The following is a 19,343-nucleotide window of genomic DNA, read 5'->3' as shown; positions in this document are numbered from 1 at the left end:
CTAAAGATTTTCTACTTGTTCTAAGAGTTCAGCAATTGCTTTTTCTTGCGACTCGGTAATAATTCTGGCGATTCCTGCTACTGTGGGCGATTCAAAGAGAAATTCTCGCATCGGTAGTTCGACATTTAAGGTTTCTCTAAGTTTAGAAACCGCTTGAATTGCGAGTAAAGAATGACCCCCCAATTCAAAGAAATTGTCGTGAATGCCCACTTTGTCAATACCGAGTAATTCTTGCAAAACAGCAGCAATTTTTTGTTCAGTTTCGTTACGGGGAGGAACATAGGTTGTTTGTAAGTGAGGTCTTGTATGATCTTCGGTGGAAGATTTTGGCGTAATGCTTTGCTTGATTCGGGTTTGTAAATCAGTAGCAGAAACAACGATTTGTGGAACGGTTGCCCAAGCTAAAATCCGTTGGGTTACTTCCCACATTTCATCTGGAGTTAGGGCAAAATCAACTAAATCAAGACCTGTTATTTGGTTACTATTCGTTTCGTGTACGGCATCCCAGTTCACACTAAACCAAGGAATTGAACTTTTTTGGTTCTGTTGATGGGCAAAGGCATCCATAAAAGCATTAGCCCCCGCATAAGCCGCAAATCCCACTCCGCCAACGACTGACGACAGGGAGGATTGTAGTAGATAGAAATGGGGGTTTTTTCCGCGCAAAGCCTTTTCTAATACTTGTAATCCTTGAATCTTAGAATGCCAGATCCGATCGCACTCATCAGTAGTTAGATCCAGAATTGAACAACTATAGCGATCGCCCATTAAATCGGCATGGATCACTCCGTGAATTTCCTCTGTACAAGCGATAATTTCCTTTATTTGGGCTTCATTTACTAAATCAACACTAAAAAAACTAAATTCGGTTCCAGCCGCTTCTAGGGCTTGTAATGAACGAATACTGCGACTGATTTCGTCTTGTTGTCCATGAGTAACTAACCACGTTTCCCATTGTTCTTTTTGGGGAAAGGGCAATTGTCCGATTAAAATCAATTTAGCGACGACGGTTTGGGCTAGATATTGAGCATACATTAACCCTAAACCCCCAACTAAATCTCCTGCAATCAAATAAGTTCCTCTTTGTTGTAAGCGTATGGTTTGGGACTCGGATAAGGGTATGGGTTCAAAAGTCTGTACCCAACGATGGTTATTCCGATAAGCAACTACTGGTTCTGTCCCTTGATTAAGTTCGGTTAGTATAGGTGTATTGTCTTCAAGATCGATCTGACGACAGGTTAGATGAGGAAATTCTTGGGGAATGACTTTACACAGTCCTAAAATCGTTGCTTGAGTCGGATTAATTGTTTCTGTTCCCGTAACATCATATAGATTACGGGTAATAACTGTGATTTGAATGGGTGTTGTAATTTGTTGTCGGTGTATGGCTTGCACTAAATAGAGTAAACCATCAAAGCCAAAATCATTGTCACAAGAATAAACGATCGCTTCTGGGATTTTCTCCAATTTCTGTAATAATTGATCATACTCTTGACTATTTTGGCAATTTATGCTGTAAGCTTTCTCACTAATTTGAGCAAATTTTTCTTTACTTTTGACAGTAATAACGGTTTGATTTTCTGGTTCTAATTGACTTGCTTTAGCTTCATCGTTGCTAAAAAGAAGCCATGTTTGCTGATTATTGGGTAAATTTAAGAGTTTTGAGCGTTTCCATGTTGGAAGATAGAAGTAATTCGTTAATTCTGTTTTTAATAGTGGTTTTTCGGGCGGTTTATTCTCAATCCAGTAGCGTTGACGTTCAAAGGGATAAGTCGGTAGGGGTATACGTTGTCGTTGTTGGTGGGTATAAAATCCTGTCCAATCGATTTCAACACCCGATAACCAAAGTTTACCCAGAGAATTGAGGATAAAAGCAACATCTGAGGTTGTTTCTTGAGGATGACGTAAAGAAGTAATTGCAGTAACTTCGGGTTGGGTTCTTAGTGCAAATGTGGTAAGGGTTCGTCCTGGCCCAATTTCGAGGAAAATCGGCTTAGATTCTAGTAATTTGGCGATACCTTCAGCAAAACGGACTGTTTGTCTGAGATGCTGCCCCCAGTAGCTAGGATTTGTGGCTTGTTCTGCAGTCATCCAAGTCCCAGTAACGTTGGATATCAAGGAAATTTCAGGTGATTTTAGGCTGATTTTGCGTACTTCTTCGGTGAATTTGGCAATAATTGGCTCCATCATCGGGGAGTGGAACGCATGGGAGGTATGGAGACGACGACAAGGGATATTTTGTTCGATAAGTTGATTTTCTAAATCATTAATTGCTGCGATCGTACCTGATATTACACATAATTCGGGAGCATTACTAGCACCAATGACTAAATCTTGTGTCAGTAAAGGTTTAATTTTTTCCGTACTTAAAGAAACAGAAAGCATAGCCCCAGACGTGCATTGTTGCATCAGTTGGCCTCGAATAGCAACCAGTTTTAGAGCATCTTCTAGGGAAAAGACACCACTCAGACAAGCGGCAACATATTCACCGATGCTATGACCTATCATGGCGGTTGGTTGAATACCCCAAGACATCCAAAGGTGAGCTAGGGCGTATTCAATTACAAATAAAGCGGGTTGTACATCAGCCGTTTCTTGTAGGGGTTTGGTAACAGAACCCAAATTAGAGTATAGTACCTCTCGTAAATCGTAATTTAGATAAGATTTCAGCTTTTCACAACAACTATCAACAGATTCTCTAAATATCGGTTCAGTTTCATACAAATCTCGACCCATATTAATATATTGACTGCCTTGCCCTGAAAACAAGAAAGCTACAGATTTAGGACTTGATTGTTGATACTGAGTTAAGCTATCTGAAGATAATAAAGCATCCGCATTTTGACAAACAACCATGCGACGATAATCAAAAGTGCGGCGACCCATTTGCAGGGTATAAGCCACATCAGCTAAATTAAGTTCAAGATGCTGCTGTAGATAGTGCGTGAGGTTAAGGGTAGCTGTTTCTAAAGCAGTCTGGGTTTTAGCGGACAACATCAGTAAATAATAATTTCTCTGTTGCTGAGAGTGCAAATTTTGCACATTTGTTAAATCTGGAGCCTCTTCTAAAATAACATGAGCATTAGTACCACCCATACCAAACGAACTGACTCCCGCCCGTCTGGGGATACCATTTTTCGACCACTCCTTTAACTGAGTATTGACATAAAAAGGGCTATTCTGAAAATCAATTTTTGGGTTAGGACGGGTAAAATTAAGACTCGGTGGGATTTGCTGATGTTTAAGACACAGAACCGTTTTGATTAATCCGACTATTCCTGCGGCGGCATCTAAATGTCCGATATTTGTTTTAACCGATGCCAGCGCACAAAATCCCTTTTTATTAGTATACTTACCAAAAGCTTTATTCAGGGCTGCGATTTCGATGGGGTCACCTAATGCGGTTCCAGTACCATGTGTTTCGATATACTTAATCGTTTCTGGTGAAATACCAGCCTTATTTAAAGCCGATTCTATCACTGCTGCTTGACCTGTTACACTAGGAGCCGTCAAACCTACTTTTTCAGAACCATCGTTATTAATGGCAGAACCTTTAATCACTGCATAGATAGTATCTCTAGAAGCTAAAGCAACTGATAGACGTTTCAGAACAACCACCCCAACACCATTACCGAATACTGTTCCTTGGGCATCGGCATCAAAAGCGCGACAATAACCATCAGGGGACGCGATACCCTCTTCTTGATACAAATAGCCCGTTTTTCCGAAAGAACTAATAGTAATGCCACCTGCTAAGGCTGTATCACATTCTCGGTTTAGCAAACTTTGACAGGCAAGATGAACCGCGACTAATGAGGTTGAACATCCTGTTTGAATACCGCAACTTGGCCCTGTTAAGTTTAGTTTATAAGAAACCCGTGTTGGCATCAAACCCATCACATTACTAACCACAACCTGTACATTATCGATGTTTTCCCTAAGGTGTGGCTGAGAATGAAGGTTAATTAAATAGCTGTTTAAAGCAGCCCCCGCATAGACTCCTATTGTACCTGAATAGCGATCGGAGTCATAACCCGCATTTTCTAAAGCTTGCCAAGCACATTCGAGGAATACTCGGTGTTGAGGGTCAATAATTTCTGCTTCTCTGGGAGAATAGCCAAAAAAAGCCGCGTCAAAATGGTCTATATCCTCAAAACTAGAATAAGCTTTAACATAGTTCGGGTTGTCAGACTCATTATCCTCGATAAATTGAATACCAATCTCCCCTTTGCGAAGATTTTGCCAGAATTCCTCAATATTTCTCGCTCCTGGGAATTTTCCCGCCATACCGATAATCGCAATGGGTTCATTTTGGTCGCGTTCTACGGCTTCGAGTTTGGTACGTGCTTCTCGCAGTGCTGCTAAAATACGCTGTGATTGTTCTAAAGATAGTTCGTTCATGATTGTTGCTTCTTGCCCAATAATGCCTCTAGTTCTTCTAATTCTTGGGTTATGGATGCTGATACTTCGGTAGGTGCAAGCATCTTCAAGGGTGTGTCTGCTAATTGCAAACCTTTCTCAATAATATACTGAGATAGGGCTTTAATCGTAGGATATTCAAAGATGGCTGTGGCAGGAATGCTTAGACCTAAGTTAGATTCTAAACGATTTCTTAATTCAATTGACATTAGAGAGTCCATACCAATATCAAAAAATCCTTGCTCTTGTTGAGGAAGTTGTGTTGCTGGCAGTCCTAATACTTTACCAATTTCTGCTTGTAAATAAGCGATTAAAAATGCCTGACGCTCACTACCACGTTTTGCGATGATTTGTTGCAAAATATCAGATTGTTGTTTGGGCTGTATCTTATTTTCACTAAAATCAGCGAAAAAGGGATAATTACTCGGAAACAGTGACCAGTCGATCGGTATGACTCCCACCTGTGTTACGGCTTCTGTGATTAACTGTTCTAGGATTTTTAGTCCTTGTTCTGGTGCGATGTCCCCTATTCCTTTAAAACTAACCTCTTTTCTCGCTGCCGCTCCGATTTCTGACCACGCTCCCCAATTAATACTCATTCCAGATAATCCAATGGACTGCCTATAATGGGCTAAACTATCGAGAAAACTGTTAGCCGCGACATGGTTTCCTTGCCCTGGTGAACCGAGTAACGATGCAGCCGAAGAAAATAAGATAAAACTGTCTAATGGTGTAGAAAGAGTTAGGGTATGAAGATGCCATGCGCCTTGGACTTTGGGAGCCATCACTGTTTCAAAGCGTGACCAGTTCATTTGTTCTAAAACACCATCATCAAGTACACCAGCCGCATGAATCACCCCGCGTAGTGGTGGTAAGCTTTGTTCGATTTCTGCTAAAACTTCCCTGATTTGCTCAATTTGGGTGACATCCGCCTGTCTAATCAGTATTTTGGCTCCCTTTTGTTCTAGTTCTTGGATTTTTTCAAGGATGCTAGAATCAGTTTCACGACGACTGATTAAGACTAAATGACGAATTCCTTTTTCAATTAGCCAACGGGCTACCAGTAACCCTAAGTCTCCTAAACCCCCTGTAATCAGATAAGTTCCTCTGTACTGAAATTCGCTGTTTTGAGTAATAACGATTTTACCGATGTGTCTTGCTTGTTGCATCGTGCGAAAAGCCGCCATCGATTTAACAATAGGAAAACTTTGATAGGGTAATGGTTGAAGCGTTTTATCTTGAAACTGTTGCATCAGTTGAACAAGCATTGATTGAACTAATGGGGGGTTTTCTTGAGCAACCGTCATTAAATCGACTAAAAAGTAATTTACATTTCGCTTCAATTGATGTATCTGTTCACTTGTCCAAATTTCCCGTTTACCAATTTCGATAAAACTTCCTTTATCTTGTAAAACAGAGAGACTTTTGGCGATAAATTCCCCAGATAAGGAATTAAAAACAATATCAACACCCTCACCCTGTGTAATTTGTTGAATTTCGGAAGCAAAATCAAGAGTACGGGAATTCATGATGTGTTTAACTCCCATTCTCCTTAAAGTATCCCATTTACTCGGACTGGCTGTGGCAAAAACTTCCGCCCCTGCAAGTTTAGCTATTTGTACTGCTGCCATTCCAGTTCCTCCAGATGCAGCATGGATTAAAATCTTTTGACCATGTGATATCTTAACAATATGATGGAGAGCGTAATAAGCAGTGAGGAAATTAGCGGGAATCGTCGCAGCTTCAGTAAAAGTTAGAGATTTTGGCTTATTAACGACTAATGCAGCTTTAACCGTCACATATTGACTTAAACAAGATGGTGCCAGCGCAATCACAGAATCACCGTTTTTGATTCCTTTAACTTCTTCTCCGACTGCGACAATTTCCCCCGAACATTCTACCCCAAACCCATTACGTTCAAACGGAAGTAAACTTAAAGCATCCAAAACATCGATAAAATTAAGTCCAGATGCTCTGACTTTGATTTCTACTTCATTAATATCAGGTTGACGACGTGTCATGGGTTGTAGTTGTAAGTTTTCTAGCGTTCCTTTTTTTGAAATCGATAATTGAAACGATTGAGTTTGGGGAATGATTAATCTATCGTTTTTGTTGGGATAACGAGCGAGTCTTGCTACTTTACGGATAGAATCACGGTAAGCAATTTGATTTTCTTGACTCTGGGTAAATAGTTCTGTTAATAAAGTGTGTACTTGTTCCGTTAAACTGGCATCTGGAGCTAAATCAATCCGTTTACAATTAAGTTCAGGATGTTCTAAAGCGATTACTTTTCCTAAACCCCATAATGGTGATTGAGCGACAGAAATGTGTGTATCATTTCCTGTAGATATGGCTCCTTTGGTGACTAAGTATAGAGAATTGAGTTTTACTGAAGAATTGAGCAAAGACTGAATTAAATTTAACGTGCTAGTGCAACTGACTTGTGTTGTATTGTTCAGAGTTTCTAAATCTAAGTTTTGTGGTTCAGGTGTATCTAAACTCCATAAATTGATAATCGAAAGGGGAATATCGTTAAAATTCTCTAGAAGCTTTTCAAAATCATTAAAATGAGTTGGATTAATTTGATATTCGTGTTGATTAACAATTTGATACTGCTCACCGCTAAAAACGAGGATACATTGATTACCTGTCTTTTGTAAACTTTCAGCCAACTGTTGAGCAGTTCCTTGTTTATCGGCTAGAATTAACCAATTTTTTACTTTTTGGGCAATGATAACCGCTTGTTGTGTAAATTCACCATCAGGGGTTAGAGTAACTGCTTGCTCAAACCCATTATTATTTAATAGTTCTATCCAGCGTTTTGCTGAAATCAACGGATAAGAAGAACGGATATCTGTATCATTAAATTTCCACCAACCCTCTGTTAAACCAAAAATCAGGTCAAACCATCTTAAAGGTTGTGTACCTTCTAATAAAACCAGTATTCCTCTAGGTGATAGTAACTGATGGATATGAGTTAAAGTCTGTCGTAAATTTTGGGTTGCGTGTACAACATTGGCAGCTATAACAATATCGTATTCTTCTAAATCAAAACCTTGTATTTTAGGATCTCGTTCAATATCTAAAATCTGATATTTGACAAAAGGATAATCTTTAAATTTTTGTTGTGCTTGGCTAGTAAAAAGTGTAGAAACATCAGTAAAGTAATATTCAGTTAGTGTAGGATTTAGATTCGGTAAAAGATAAGATGTTGTGCCTCCTGTTCCTGCTCCAATTTCTAAGATACGAACTTTTTGTCCAGACGGGATGATTTTTTCTATAGCTAAAGTAACCGTCTTTTGCATCATTATATTCATCACCTTAGCACCTGGTGAGTCTTGATAGAGTTTTGTCACGGTTGTTAAATCTTCTTCAGGAAAAAGTAATTGTTTTGGCTCACAATTTCCTTGTAAGACTTCTGCTAAATGTGAGCCGCAACGCTCAAGCAAGGTTAATTCTGCTATTGCTAGTGGATAGACTTTAAGTAATTTATCTAAAGAAATTTGAGAATATTTAGGTTTTCTAATCACTCGCCATTGATGTTCGGTTCTATCTAAAATGCCTTCTTCTACTAGCATTTCTAAAAGACGATTAAATAATTTAAGATATTTGTGATTAATTTTGAGTTTTTGAGTAATTTCTGTAATATTCAAACAATCTTGCTCTTGAAATTGCTCTCCCATTTCTTCAAAAGATTTTAAAACATAATCAATACTTAATATTTCAAGTTGTGATAAAAGTTCTTGATAAGTTATTAAGTCTGGTTGTTCGAGCAATGATTGAAAGGTTGGAGACAGATTAGTTTGAATCGCTTCGGGTGTTAGTAAATAATTAGAAAAACTAAACTGATTTTCTAATTGTTCTTGAGTGCGCCATTGAATTTCGTAAAGCCAATCTTGTAATGCAGTTTCTGATTGGATTAGTTTTAATTGTAATCCTTCAATACTGATGATTATTTTTCCACCTAAGTCAAAGATTTTTAAATCTACTTTTGTTGTTAATGGTTGAAGTTCTGCATAACTCCAAACCTCCATTAAAGGAGTAGAAAAAGGGTAGACTGTAAAACTTTCTATTCCTATAGGTAAATAAGTTTTATGTAAATTATCTTCCTCAAAAGTTGCGCCAATAACCTGTAAACAAGCATCCAGTAATACTGGGTGAAACTGATAATCAGAAAGATTATATTTTAGTTGTTCGGGTAATTTAATATATCCTAATGCTTGTTCTGAATTTTGCCAAAGATCAGTAATAGCGCGAAAAGTTTCACCATAATTAATCCCTCGTTCTTTAAACTGTTCATAATAACGGTTAACATTAATTGATTTATCGCATTTTTTTTGTATTTCTTTTAAATCAATTTTTGGTGTTTCTACAGATTCATTTATAATTTGTCCATTTCCATGAAGTAACCAATTAGATGAGTTTTCATTAAAAGAAAAAATATCAAAATTATATTCAGGTGAAACAATCAATTGTATTAGTTTTTGTCCATCTAGAATTAAAAGTTGATGAATCACACAGTTTTTAATAACTAATGATTCATTTTTAGTTAAAATTTTGGCAGCCGCTATACCCATTTCTAAATAAGCTGCCATCGGAAAAACAATCTGATCAAAAACACGATGATCTTGTAAAAAAGCAAATGTATCTAAATCTAACTCATTTTCAAAATGAATTGATTCTAATTTAGCAAGATTTAATTTTTGTCCTAATAAGGGATGGACAAAATTAGCTTTATTTCCTGCTTGGGGTTTAGATGATTGTTTGAACCAATAAGGTTGACGTTCAAAAGGATAAGTGGGTAAAGCTATACGACGACGAGGATAGTTTTTATCAAATTCTAACCAATCGATCTTAACGCCTTTAACCGATAAAGTTGCTAGACTAAATAGTAAACTTTGCCAGTCACTTTGTCCAATTCGTAAACTGGGTAACCAAGAATAATCTGTCTCATTTTGTAAATCCAAAATTTGATGCGCCATTCCTATAAGTGTTGGTTTAGCACCAATTTCGAGAAAAATAGGACAATCTTTTAATCTATTGATTCCCTCACTAAATCTAACAGGTTGACGGATATGACGGCACCAATATTGAGGGGCAGCAATTTCTTCAGTAACAAAATTTCCCGTTAGATTAGAAACAATTTTTAATCGAGGTGTAGCATAATTAATCTGTCGCGCTACAGTTTCAAATTCATCTAACATCGGTTCTATTAATGGGGAATGAAAAGCATGAGAAACTAATAATTTTTTTGTCTTTATTCCCTGTTCTTGCAAAATCTGAATAATTTCAGAAATTGCTTGTTTCTCACCCGAAATCACTGTATTATTCTCACCATTGAAAGCCGCTATAGATACGTGTTTCTGATAGGGTTCAAGCAGAGAAATAAGCTGTTTTCCTGAAGCAGTAACCGCGACCATTTCACCAATTTGAGGTAAAGCTTGCATCAAACGAGCGCGAGTCGTAATTAATTTTAGTCCATCTTCTAAGCTGAAAACACCAGCAACACAAGCAGCAACATATTCTCCTACACTATGACCCATGACGTAATCTGGTTCAATCCCCCAAGAAGTCCAAAGCTGATAGAGTGCGTATTCAAGGGCAAATAAAGCAGGTTGGGTATATTGTGTTTCATCAAGGAAATTTCTAGAGGAAGTGGGATAAAGAACTTCTAGTAAAGGTGCCTCTAAATAAGGGCGTAAAATTTCAGCACAATGATTTAAGGTGTTTCTAAATAATGGTTGAGTTTGATATAGTTCCTCACCCATTCTTAAATATTGTGAACCTTGTCCAGTAAAGAGAAAAGCAATTTTAGGACATTCTTGATTTTCGATAAAACCTTGATAAAGTCCTGTAATTTCTTGTTTTTCTCGAAATGCGGCTAATTTTTCAATAACTTCAGTCGTCGAAGCAGCAACCAAACTCAAACAATGCTGAAAATGCGCTGCCGAAGGCACGCCGTGCGCACGCCCTGTATTGGCACTAAAACAGATATCCCCTAAATTGAGACTAGGATGAGCCACTAAATAACTTTGATAACGCTGTGCTAGTTCGTCTAATCCATTACCACTTTTTGATGAAATTGTCAAGAGGTGAACTGGACGATCTGAAAAAACATCATGTTTATCTACTTTTGGGGCGGCTTCTAAAATAATGTGAGCATTTGTACCACTAAAACCAAAAGAACTGACACCCGCTAACTGTTCATCTTTTGGCCAAAGAGTCGATGTTGTAGGGATGGTAATGGGTAAAGTATCCCAATTAATTAAAGGATTGGGTGTTTGGAAATGAAGATGAGGTGGAATCTCTTGATGCTGTAAAGATAAAACCACTTTTATTAAACCCGCTATCCCTGCTGCTGCTTCTAAATGTCCGAAGTTGGTTTTAACAGAACCCACGAGTAAAGGCTGTTCTATGGTGTGATTTTTGCCGAATACTGCCCCTATTGCCCCTATTTCGATGGGATCTCCTAAAGCGGTTCCCGTACCATGCGCTTCGATATAGCTAATTTGTTCGGGTAAGACTTTGGCATTTTCTAACGCTTGTTTAATCACTTTTTGCTGAGATGGGCCGTTAGGAACCGTTAAACCGCTACTACGTCCATCTTGATTGATCGCTGTCCCCCGAATTACTGCTAGGATATTATCTTGATCTGCGATCGCATCCGATAGTTTTTTTAGTACTATCATACCACACCCTTCAGCCCGTACAAAGCCATCAGCCGCAGCATCAAAGGTTTTACACTGTCCATCAGCCGCTAACATATGAGCTTGACAAAAATTAATACTAAATTCGGGTGAAAGAATGCGATTAACACCACCGACTAAAGCAAGATTACATTCATTATTAAGTAAACTTCTAACGGCTAAATGTACAGCCACAAGGGAGGAAGAACAAGCAGTATCAACGGCTAAACTGGGGCCAGTTAAACCTAAAGTAAACGATAAACGACCTGCTGCTACACTATGAGAATTCCCTGTAGCTAAATAAGCATCAATATCTTTAACATTTCGGGTGAGAAGTTGTTGGGAATAATCATTACTACTGATTCCAATAAAAACCCCTGTTTCGCTTCCATAAAGCTTTTGCGGAATAATTCCAGCATTTTCTAACGCTTCCCATGCGACTTCTAATAATAAACGCTGCTGAGGGTCAAGACTTTCAACTTCTCGTGGTGAAATACCAAAAAACTGAGGATCAAATTCTGCTAACTGCTCAATAAATCCACCATAACGAGTATACATTTTCCCTGGTTTATTCGGCTCAGGATCATAATACTCATCAATATTCCAGCGATTTGGTGGAACTTCTGTAATCGCATTTTTTCCCTCTTTTAAGAGTTGCCAGAAAGCGTCTGGATTTTCTGCATTAGGAAAGCGACAGCCCATCCCAATAATTGCAATAGGTTCTGTTTTAGCCGCCTCTAAATCCTTAAGTTTGGCTCGCATTTCCCGAAGCTCTAATAGGGCATTTTGCATTAAAGAGCGATAATCTGGTATTTGGCTCATCGTTGTTTTCCTTGCTCAATTTCTAAAAGTTCCTGTGCTAATAAATCAGCGATATCATCTTCAGACAAATCAGCTAAATCTTCGGTCTTTTCTTCTAATACTGGATTAATTTCTAAAATTTCTTGAGCGAGATATGAGAGTAAAGATTCTACAGTAGGATAGTCGAAAGCGACGGTTGAGGGTAAAGTAATTCCTAAACTATTCTGTAGACGGTTTTTAAACTCAACTGATGTTAAAGAATCCATCCCTAAATCAAAAAATCCTTTTTGCATATCGATTTCTAGAGAATTAAACCCTAAAACTTGAGCAATTTGTGAACGAACATGAGACGCTAGATAAGCTCGTTGTTCTTCTAATGGTATGGTGAGTAGTTTTTGCAGAAATTCTGATGATTCATCCGATATTACTGTTGCTTGAGTCGAAAAATCAGCGAAAAAGGGAGCATTACTCGGAAACTGTGACCAGTCTATCGGTATGACTCCCACTTGTGTCACCGCTTCTGTGATTAATTGTTCTAAGATTTTTAGTCCTTGTTCGGGTGATATTACTCCTATTCCTTTAAAACTAGCCTGTTTTCTTGCTGCTGCTCCGATTTCTGACCACACTCCCCAATTAATACTCATTCCAGATAATCCGATGGACTGTCTGTAATGGGCTAAACTATCGAGGAAACTGTTAGCCGCGACATGGTTTCCTTGCCCCGGTGAACCGAGTAACGCTGTAGCTGAAGAAAATAAAATGAAACAGTCTAAGGGTGTAGAAAGTGTTAAATGATGAAGATGCCACGCCCCAAGTACTTTCGGTGCCATCACTGTTTCAAAGCGTGACCAGTTCATCTGTTCTAGCATACCATCATTGAGTACACCTGCGGCATGAATGATTCCTCGTAATGGTGGTAAGTTTTGTTCGATTTCTGCTAAAACTGCCCTGAGTTGTTCGATTTGAGTAACATCCGCTTGTCTGACTAAAATCTGGGCATCAAATTGGGCTAATTCTTCTAATTGTTCATCCGTTGCCTTACTCCTACTTACTAATACGACATGACGTACCCCTTTTTCAATCAGCCAACGCGCCACGAGTAACCCTAAGTCGCCTAAACCTCCAGTAATCAGATAAGTTCCTCTGTACTGAAATTCGCTGTTTTGAGTGATGACGATTTTGCCGATGTGTCTCGCTTGCTGCATGGTACGAAAAGCGGTGACCACTTCCTTTAGAGGATAAGTCTGATAAGGTAACGGTTTTAAAATCCTCTCCTGAAACTGTTGTATAAGATGCTGAAGCATTGACTGAATTAACTGAGGGTCTTTTTGGCAAAGTTCCACCAAGTCAACAATAAAATAAGACGCATTTGGCTTAATTTGTTTAAATTGCTCTGTATTTAAACCACTTTTCCCAATTTCGATAAAATTTCCTGTTTCTTTTAGAACAGAAAGACTGTTTGTGATGTATTCCCCTGATAAAGAATTTAGAACAATATCTACACCCTCACCCTGTGTAATTTGTTGTATTTCGGAAGCAAAATCAAGAGTACGGGAATTCATGATGTGTTTAACTCCCATTCTCCTTAAAGTATCCCATTTACTCGGACTGGCTGTGGCAAAAACTTCCGCCCCTGCAAGTTTCGCTATTTGTACTGCTGCCATACCGACACCTCCAGATGCAGCATGAATCAGCACAGAATCCCCTTTTTTAATCCCTGCAAGATAATATAAAGTGTAATAAGCAGTCAGAAAAGCAACTGGAATCGTTGCTGCTTCTTCAAAATTGATAAATTTAGGTTTTGGGGCGACCAATGACGCATTAACTGTGACATAATGACTAAAGCTCGCTCCTGCGATCGCAATTACGCCCTGACCAATTTTAAAATCTGTAACACCTTCTCCGACTACGACAATTTCACCAGTACATTCGCACCCCAAAGGCCCCGCATCCCCTGGATATAAGTCTAAAACGTTAAGAATATCTCTAAAATTAAGTCCTGTCGCATGGATACGAATCTCAACTTCTCCCCTTTTGGGCAGACGACGAGTTATAGGAAGCAATTGTAAGTTATCAAGTGTTCCACGTTGAGAAATCGTTAATTGTTTTAGTTCATTTGTATTTATTTTTGGCGAATAACGAGCCAATCTTGCGACATATCGATTACCATGACGGAAAGCGATTTGATCTTCTATAGTATTCGCTTGAATTTCAGTTAATAATGTTTGTATTTGTTCGTTTATACTTGCTTTTGGATCTAAATCAATGCGTTGACAATTGATTTCTGAATATTCTAAAGCGATCGTTTTCCCGATACCCCATAATGGAGATTGTACAAGCCCTGAAATCTGATCACTTTTTTCTATAGCGACTGCATCCTTTGTGACTAACCAAAGATGACAAGGTGTAGATATAGATTGAACTAGATATAAAAGACTTTCACAGATTTTTTTTGAATTAGCCAATAATTCTACACTTAAATTTTCTGCCTTATGAGATTCTAAACCCCATAAATAGATAATTTTCAGATTTTGCTGATCTTGAAATAATGCTTTAAAGTCATTCAAGCTATTCATTTGATGAGGGAAAACCAGCCGACAAGTATCGCCCTTTTCTTCTAAAATTTTAGCTAATTGGGCGGATAATCCTTGGAAATCAGCAAAAATTACCCAATTATTCAAATCATCTTTTTGGCTTATTTCTTCATTTTGTGCCAGAATAATACTCTGTTGATCTAGCCATTCTTGCTCAAAAGAAATATCAGCCGTTTCTTTAAATCCATTTAATTTTAAAAGTTCTTGCCACTGATGAGAAGATATTAAAGGATAAGATGATCTAAGCTGAGTATCCGTAAATCGCCACCAGCCATCAGTTAAACCAAAAATCAGATCCAACCAACGTAGCGGGCGAGTTCCTTCTAAGAGAATTACTAAACCTTTTGGGGCTAATAATTGCTTGATGTGTGACAAGGTATTTTGTAGATCTTGTGTCGCGTGTAAGACATTAGTCGCTATAATCACATCATACTCTTGTCCGCTAAAACCCTGCGATTTTGGCTCTTGCTCAATATCTAAAATCTGGTATTTTACAAAAGAATAATCTTGATACTTCTGTTGTGCTTTAGTCGTAAAAATAGGTGAAATATCGGTAAAAGTATATTCGGTTTGTGTTGCGTCTAAACAAGGAAGGATATAAGATGTTGTTCCTCCAGTACCAGCACCAATTTCTAAAATTTTAACAATTTGTCCTAGAGGTTTATTTTCTAATGCTTTTAAAACTGCTTTTTGCATTAGTGTATTCATCAATTTAGCACCTAGTGAATTTTGATATAACTCAGTAGCGGTGCTTAAATCTCCTTGGGGAAAAAGTAATTCAACAGGGTCACATTTTCCTTGCAAAACTTCTGCTAAATGCGCTCCACATCGTTCTAATAAAGTCAGTTCAGTAGAACTTTGTATACTTTCTAAATGTATTTCATTTGGTAACTGGACTACTTCCCAATCATTTTCAATCTGTCGTAAAATCTTTTCTTCTGCTAAAATTTCTAAAAGACGGTTAAACAGTTTTTCATGACGCTGGCTAATTCCTAACTGTTGTGCTATTTGAATCGGATTAAAACGTGTTTTTGGTTGAAATTTATAATTAAGTTGTGTAAAAGCGTTCAGAATATAAACAAGGCTAAGTGATTCTAAATTAGATATAAGTTTTTGATAGTTTTTTAAATCAGATGGTACAATTAACTCATTTTTTAACCCTGCATAAATAGTTTTAGGTGTCAAGAGATAATCAGAAAATTTAGTCAGGTTTTCGAGTCGCCAATCAATTTGATATAGCCAATCCCAAGAATTTTGCAATGACTGAATTGGACTGAGTTGTAACCCTTCAAGTTTAGCAATAACTTGTCCGTCGGCTGTAGCAAGTTGGATATCAATTGTTAAAATCGGTTGACGTAAACGGATTTGAGCATAAGCATAAAATTGTGTTAAATTCTGGGAAGAACTATAACTTATAAAACGTTCTAATCCAACAGGTAAATAGGTATTCTGTGAATTTTCTTGAACAAGTGTTGCTCCAGCAATTTGTAAACAAGCGTCTAAAAGAATTGGATGAAACTGATAGTTAGATTTTGGTTCTAATAACTTTATTTCTCCAAGAGCTTGTCCTTTATCTATGAAAATATTCTGAATCACTTGGAAACTTAGACCGTAGTTAATTCCTTTTTCTCGATACTGTTGATAATGAGTTTCTGCATCAATAAATTGAGGTGTTTTTTTAGATAAATCAAGATGCTCAGAAACAGAAATGTGATCACTAATTATTTTTCCACTTGCATTTAAAACCCAGTTTAATTCCTTTAGACTATAAACTTCAAATCGATAATTATTTTCATTCTCTGGAATTAATTTTAATTGTACAGTTTTAGTTTGTTCCGATGATAATTCTAAAGCTTGTTGAATAGAAATAGATTCTAAATAAAATTGCTGATCACCAAAAACACTTTTACTCGCCGCTAATGCCATTTCCACAAAACCAGCCGCAGGAAAAATCACTCGATCAAATACGCAATGATCTTTTAGAAAACTAGGAAAATCTTGACTAATCTCGTTTTCAAAATAGAGAGCATTTGAATTAACTAGATTAATTTTCCTTCCGAGTAAAGGATGCTCTAAACTGGGCGTTAATAAAGTTCTTGGTTGTGTGGGTTCAAGCCAATATTTTTGTTTTTGAAACGGATAAATCGGTAAAGGAAGACGATGACGACTATAATCTTGATCGAACCCTGTCCAGTTTATATTAACGCCATTGACATACAAACTCGCTAAACTAGATAATAAAGTTTGCCAGTCTGATTGAGTTGGGCGCAAACTCGGTAACCACAGATAGGAGTTTTGATTTTCATCTAAAATTGTTCTTGCTATGCCCAATAAAATAGGTTTAGAACCAATTTCAAGAAAAATATCACATCTTTCTTTTGCTACTGTATTGATGCTTTGTGCAAATTTTACAGGATGACAAACATGATCACACCAGTATTGAGGCGTTGCAATTTCATTAGTTGCTATGGTACCAGAAATATTAGAAACGATCGGTAATTGTGGCAATGAATAACTAATACTTTGCGTAACTTCAGAAAAATCTTTCAGTATGGGCTGCATCAAAGGAGAATGAAAAGCATGAGAGACATTTAGCTGCGTTGTCTTAATTCCCTCTTGTTCTAAATCTAAAATAACTTGTTCTATTACTTGATTTTGTCCTGAAATCACAATATTTTGTGGACTATTGATCGCTGCAATCACAATTTGTGGCTGATAAGATTGAATAACCTCTTGTACTTTCTCAAAGGAAGCCATCACAGCAACCATCGCACCATCTTGCGGTAATTCTTGCATCAAACGACCCCGATGAGCAATCAGTTTTAGCCCATCTTCTAAACTAAATACACCCGCAATGCAAGCCGCTACATATTCTCCTACACTATGTCCAATGACAACCGATGGTGTAACACCCCAAGACATCCATAATTGGGCTAGAGAATATTCTAAGGCAAATAAAGCAGGTTGGGTGTAAGCGGTTTGATCCAGTAGAGACGCATTAGAGTTCTTCCGTACTGGATAAAGAATTTCCAGTAAAGGTGTATCCAAATAAAGATCTAAAATTTCTGCACATTGATCCATCCCAGCGCGGAAAGTCGGTTGAGTTTCGTATAATTGTCGCCCCATTTCCACATACTGTGAACCTTGCCCCGTAAACAGAAAAGCAATTAAAGGCTGTTTTTGTCTGGGTAAAGTTCTTTTTAAAATCTCTGAATTTTCGAGTTTTTCGCGCAGTTGACTGATATTTTGAGCAATTACAGCTAAAGTATGTTCAAAATGAGATCGCCCTGTATTTGCCGTAAAACAGAGATCAGCCAGTTGTACATCAAGAGTCAAAAAATTTTGATAGCGTTGAACCAGTTCTTGTAAAGCTATTTCACTTTTAGCAGAAAGGGTCAATAAATGTAACGGACGTTCATCGCTCTTAACCTGAAATTGATCATCTTTCGGTGGGGCTTCGGCTAAAATAACATGAACGTTTGTACCACTCATGCCAAACGAACTGACTCCAGCAATGCGTTTACCGTCTTCTGCTAACCAGGGGGTTAACTGAGTCGGAACAACGATCGGTAATTTTTGCCAAGGAATATAAGGATTTGGTTGATTAAAATGAAGATGGGCAGGAATTTGCTGATGCTGAAGCGAGAGTACGACTTTCATCAGACTAGCTACCCCTGCTGCTGCTTCTAAATGACCAAAATTAGTTTTAACGGAACCTATCTTTAGAGGGTTGTTTTTGTTTCTGCCTTCACTTAATACTTTTCCTAACGCTAAAACTTCAATGGGATCGCCTAATGGGGTTCCAGTTCCGTGAGTTTCTAGATATTGAACTTGTAAAGGATTAATCTTAGCATTCGATAAAGCCATACGAATAACGGCTTCTTGTGCGGAACCATTCGGGGCAGTTAAACCGTTACTTTGACCATCATGATTGACGGCTGAACCTAATATAATTGATAAAATGTTGTCTCGATTCGCGATCGCATCAGATAATCGTTTTAAGACAACAATACCGCATCCTTCCCCGCGTCCATATCCATCCGCTTCGGCATCAAAGGTTTTACAGCGTCCATCAACCGAGAGGGCTTTCAATTTACAAAACCCAATCATCGGTTCAGGAGATAGCATTAAATTGACTCCCCCTGCTAACGCTAAATGACACTCTTTTGAACGCAAACTCTGGCAGGCTAAATGAACGGCTAACAGGGAAGAGGAACACGTTGTATCTAACTGGATCACAGGCCCTTGAAATCCTAGTACATAAGCAATACGCCCCACTGCTATACTACGAGTATTCCCTAAACTGCTATAAGCATCAATTAAAGTCGGATCACCAGAACTAATACTCCGTTTAGCATAATCATCAAAACCGATCCCAATAAATACCCCCGTCTGACTTCCTTTTAATTGTTCGGGTGACTGCCCTGCGTGTTCTAATGCTGAGTAACTAACCTCTAAAAGTAAACGTTGTTGAGGATCAAGACTAATGGCTTCTCGTGGAGATATCCCAAAAAATTGAGGATCGAACTGATCGACTTGCTCAATAAAGCCCGCATAACGAGTATACATTTTTCCTTTGGCTTCTGGATCACGATCGTAATAAGCTTCGACATTCCAACGTTGCTCAGGAATTTCTGCGATCGCATCTCTCCCATTGACTAAGAGTTGCCAGTAAGCGTCTGGATCATTTGCACCACCAGGGAAACGGCAGTCCATCCCAATAATAGCAATGGGTTCGTTTTTTTGTTGTTCAACTGCTTCTAGCTGTAAACGGGCTTGTTTGAGGGCTAGTAAGAGGCGTTGTGATGAGGATAGTTGATTGTGAGCGTTATCTGTCATATGA

The 19,343-nt window shown here is 38.1% G+C and carries 3 protein-coding genes; all 3 read right to left on the bottom strand.

Annotated elements, in window-relative coordinates:
- From CFPU101_RS00315 to CFPU101_RS00305, 3 genes are read right to left on the bottom strand one after another with little or no spacing between them, the layout of a single operon-like run.
- Window positions 1-4,401, bottom strand: coding sequence for a type I polyketide synthase (locus CFPU101_RS00315; protein ID WP_206813359.1), 4,401 nt, complete (start codon window positions 4,399-4,401; stop codon window positions 1-3).
- Window positions 4,398-11,927 carry a type I polyketide synthase gene (locus CFPU101_RS00310; RefSeq protein ID WP_206813358.1) on the bottom strand — a complete coding sequence of 2,510 codons (7,530 nt, stop codon included), beginning with the start codon at window positions 11,925-11,927 and terminating at the stop codon, window positions 4,398-4,400. The genes CFPU101_RS00315 and CFPU101_RS00310 overlap by 4 nt, the downstream gene beginning before the upstream one ends.
- Window positions 11,924-19,339, bottom strand: a complete 7,416-nt coding sequence (locus CFPU101_RS00305) for a type I polyketide synthase (RefSeq protein WP_206813357.1) — start codon at window positions 19,337-19,339, stop codon at window positions 11,924-11,926. Before CFPU101_RS00305 ends, CFPU101_RS00310 begins: the two co-directional genes overlap by 4 nt.
- Between the last annotated feature and the right edge of the window lie 4 nt (window positions 19,340-19,343).

The organism is Chroococcus sp. FPU101 (assembly GCF_017312365.1).
In the GTDB taxonomy this organism is placed as follows: Bacteria; Cyanobacteriota; Cyanobacteriia; order Cyanobacteriales; family Microcystaceae; genus Chroococcus.
The sequence above is the reverse complement of the archived record's forward strand: the minus strand, read 5'-3'. Positions and strand labels throughout refer to the sequence as shown.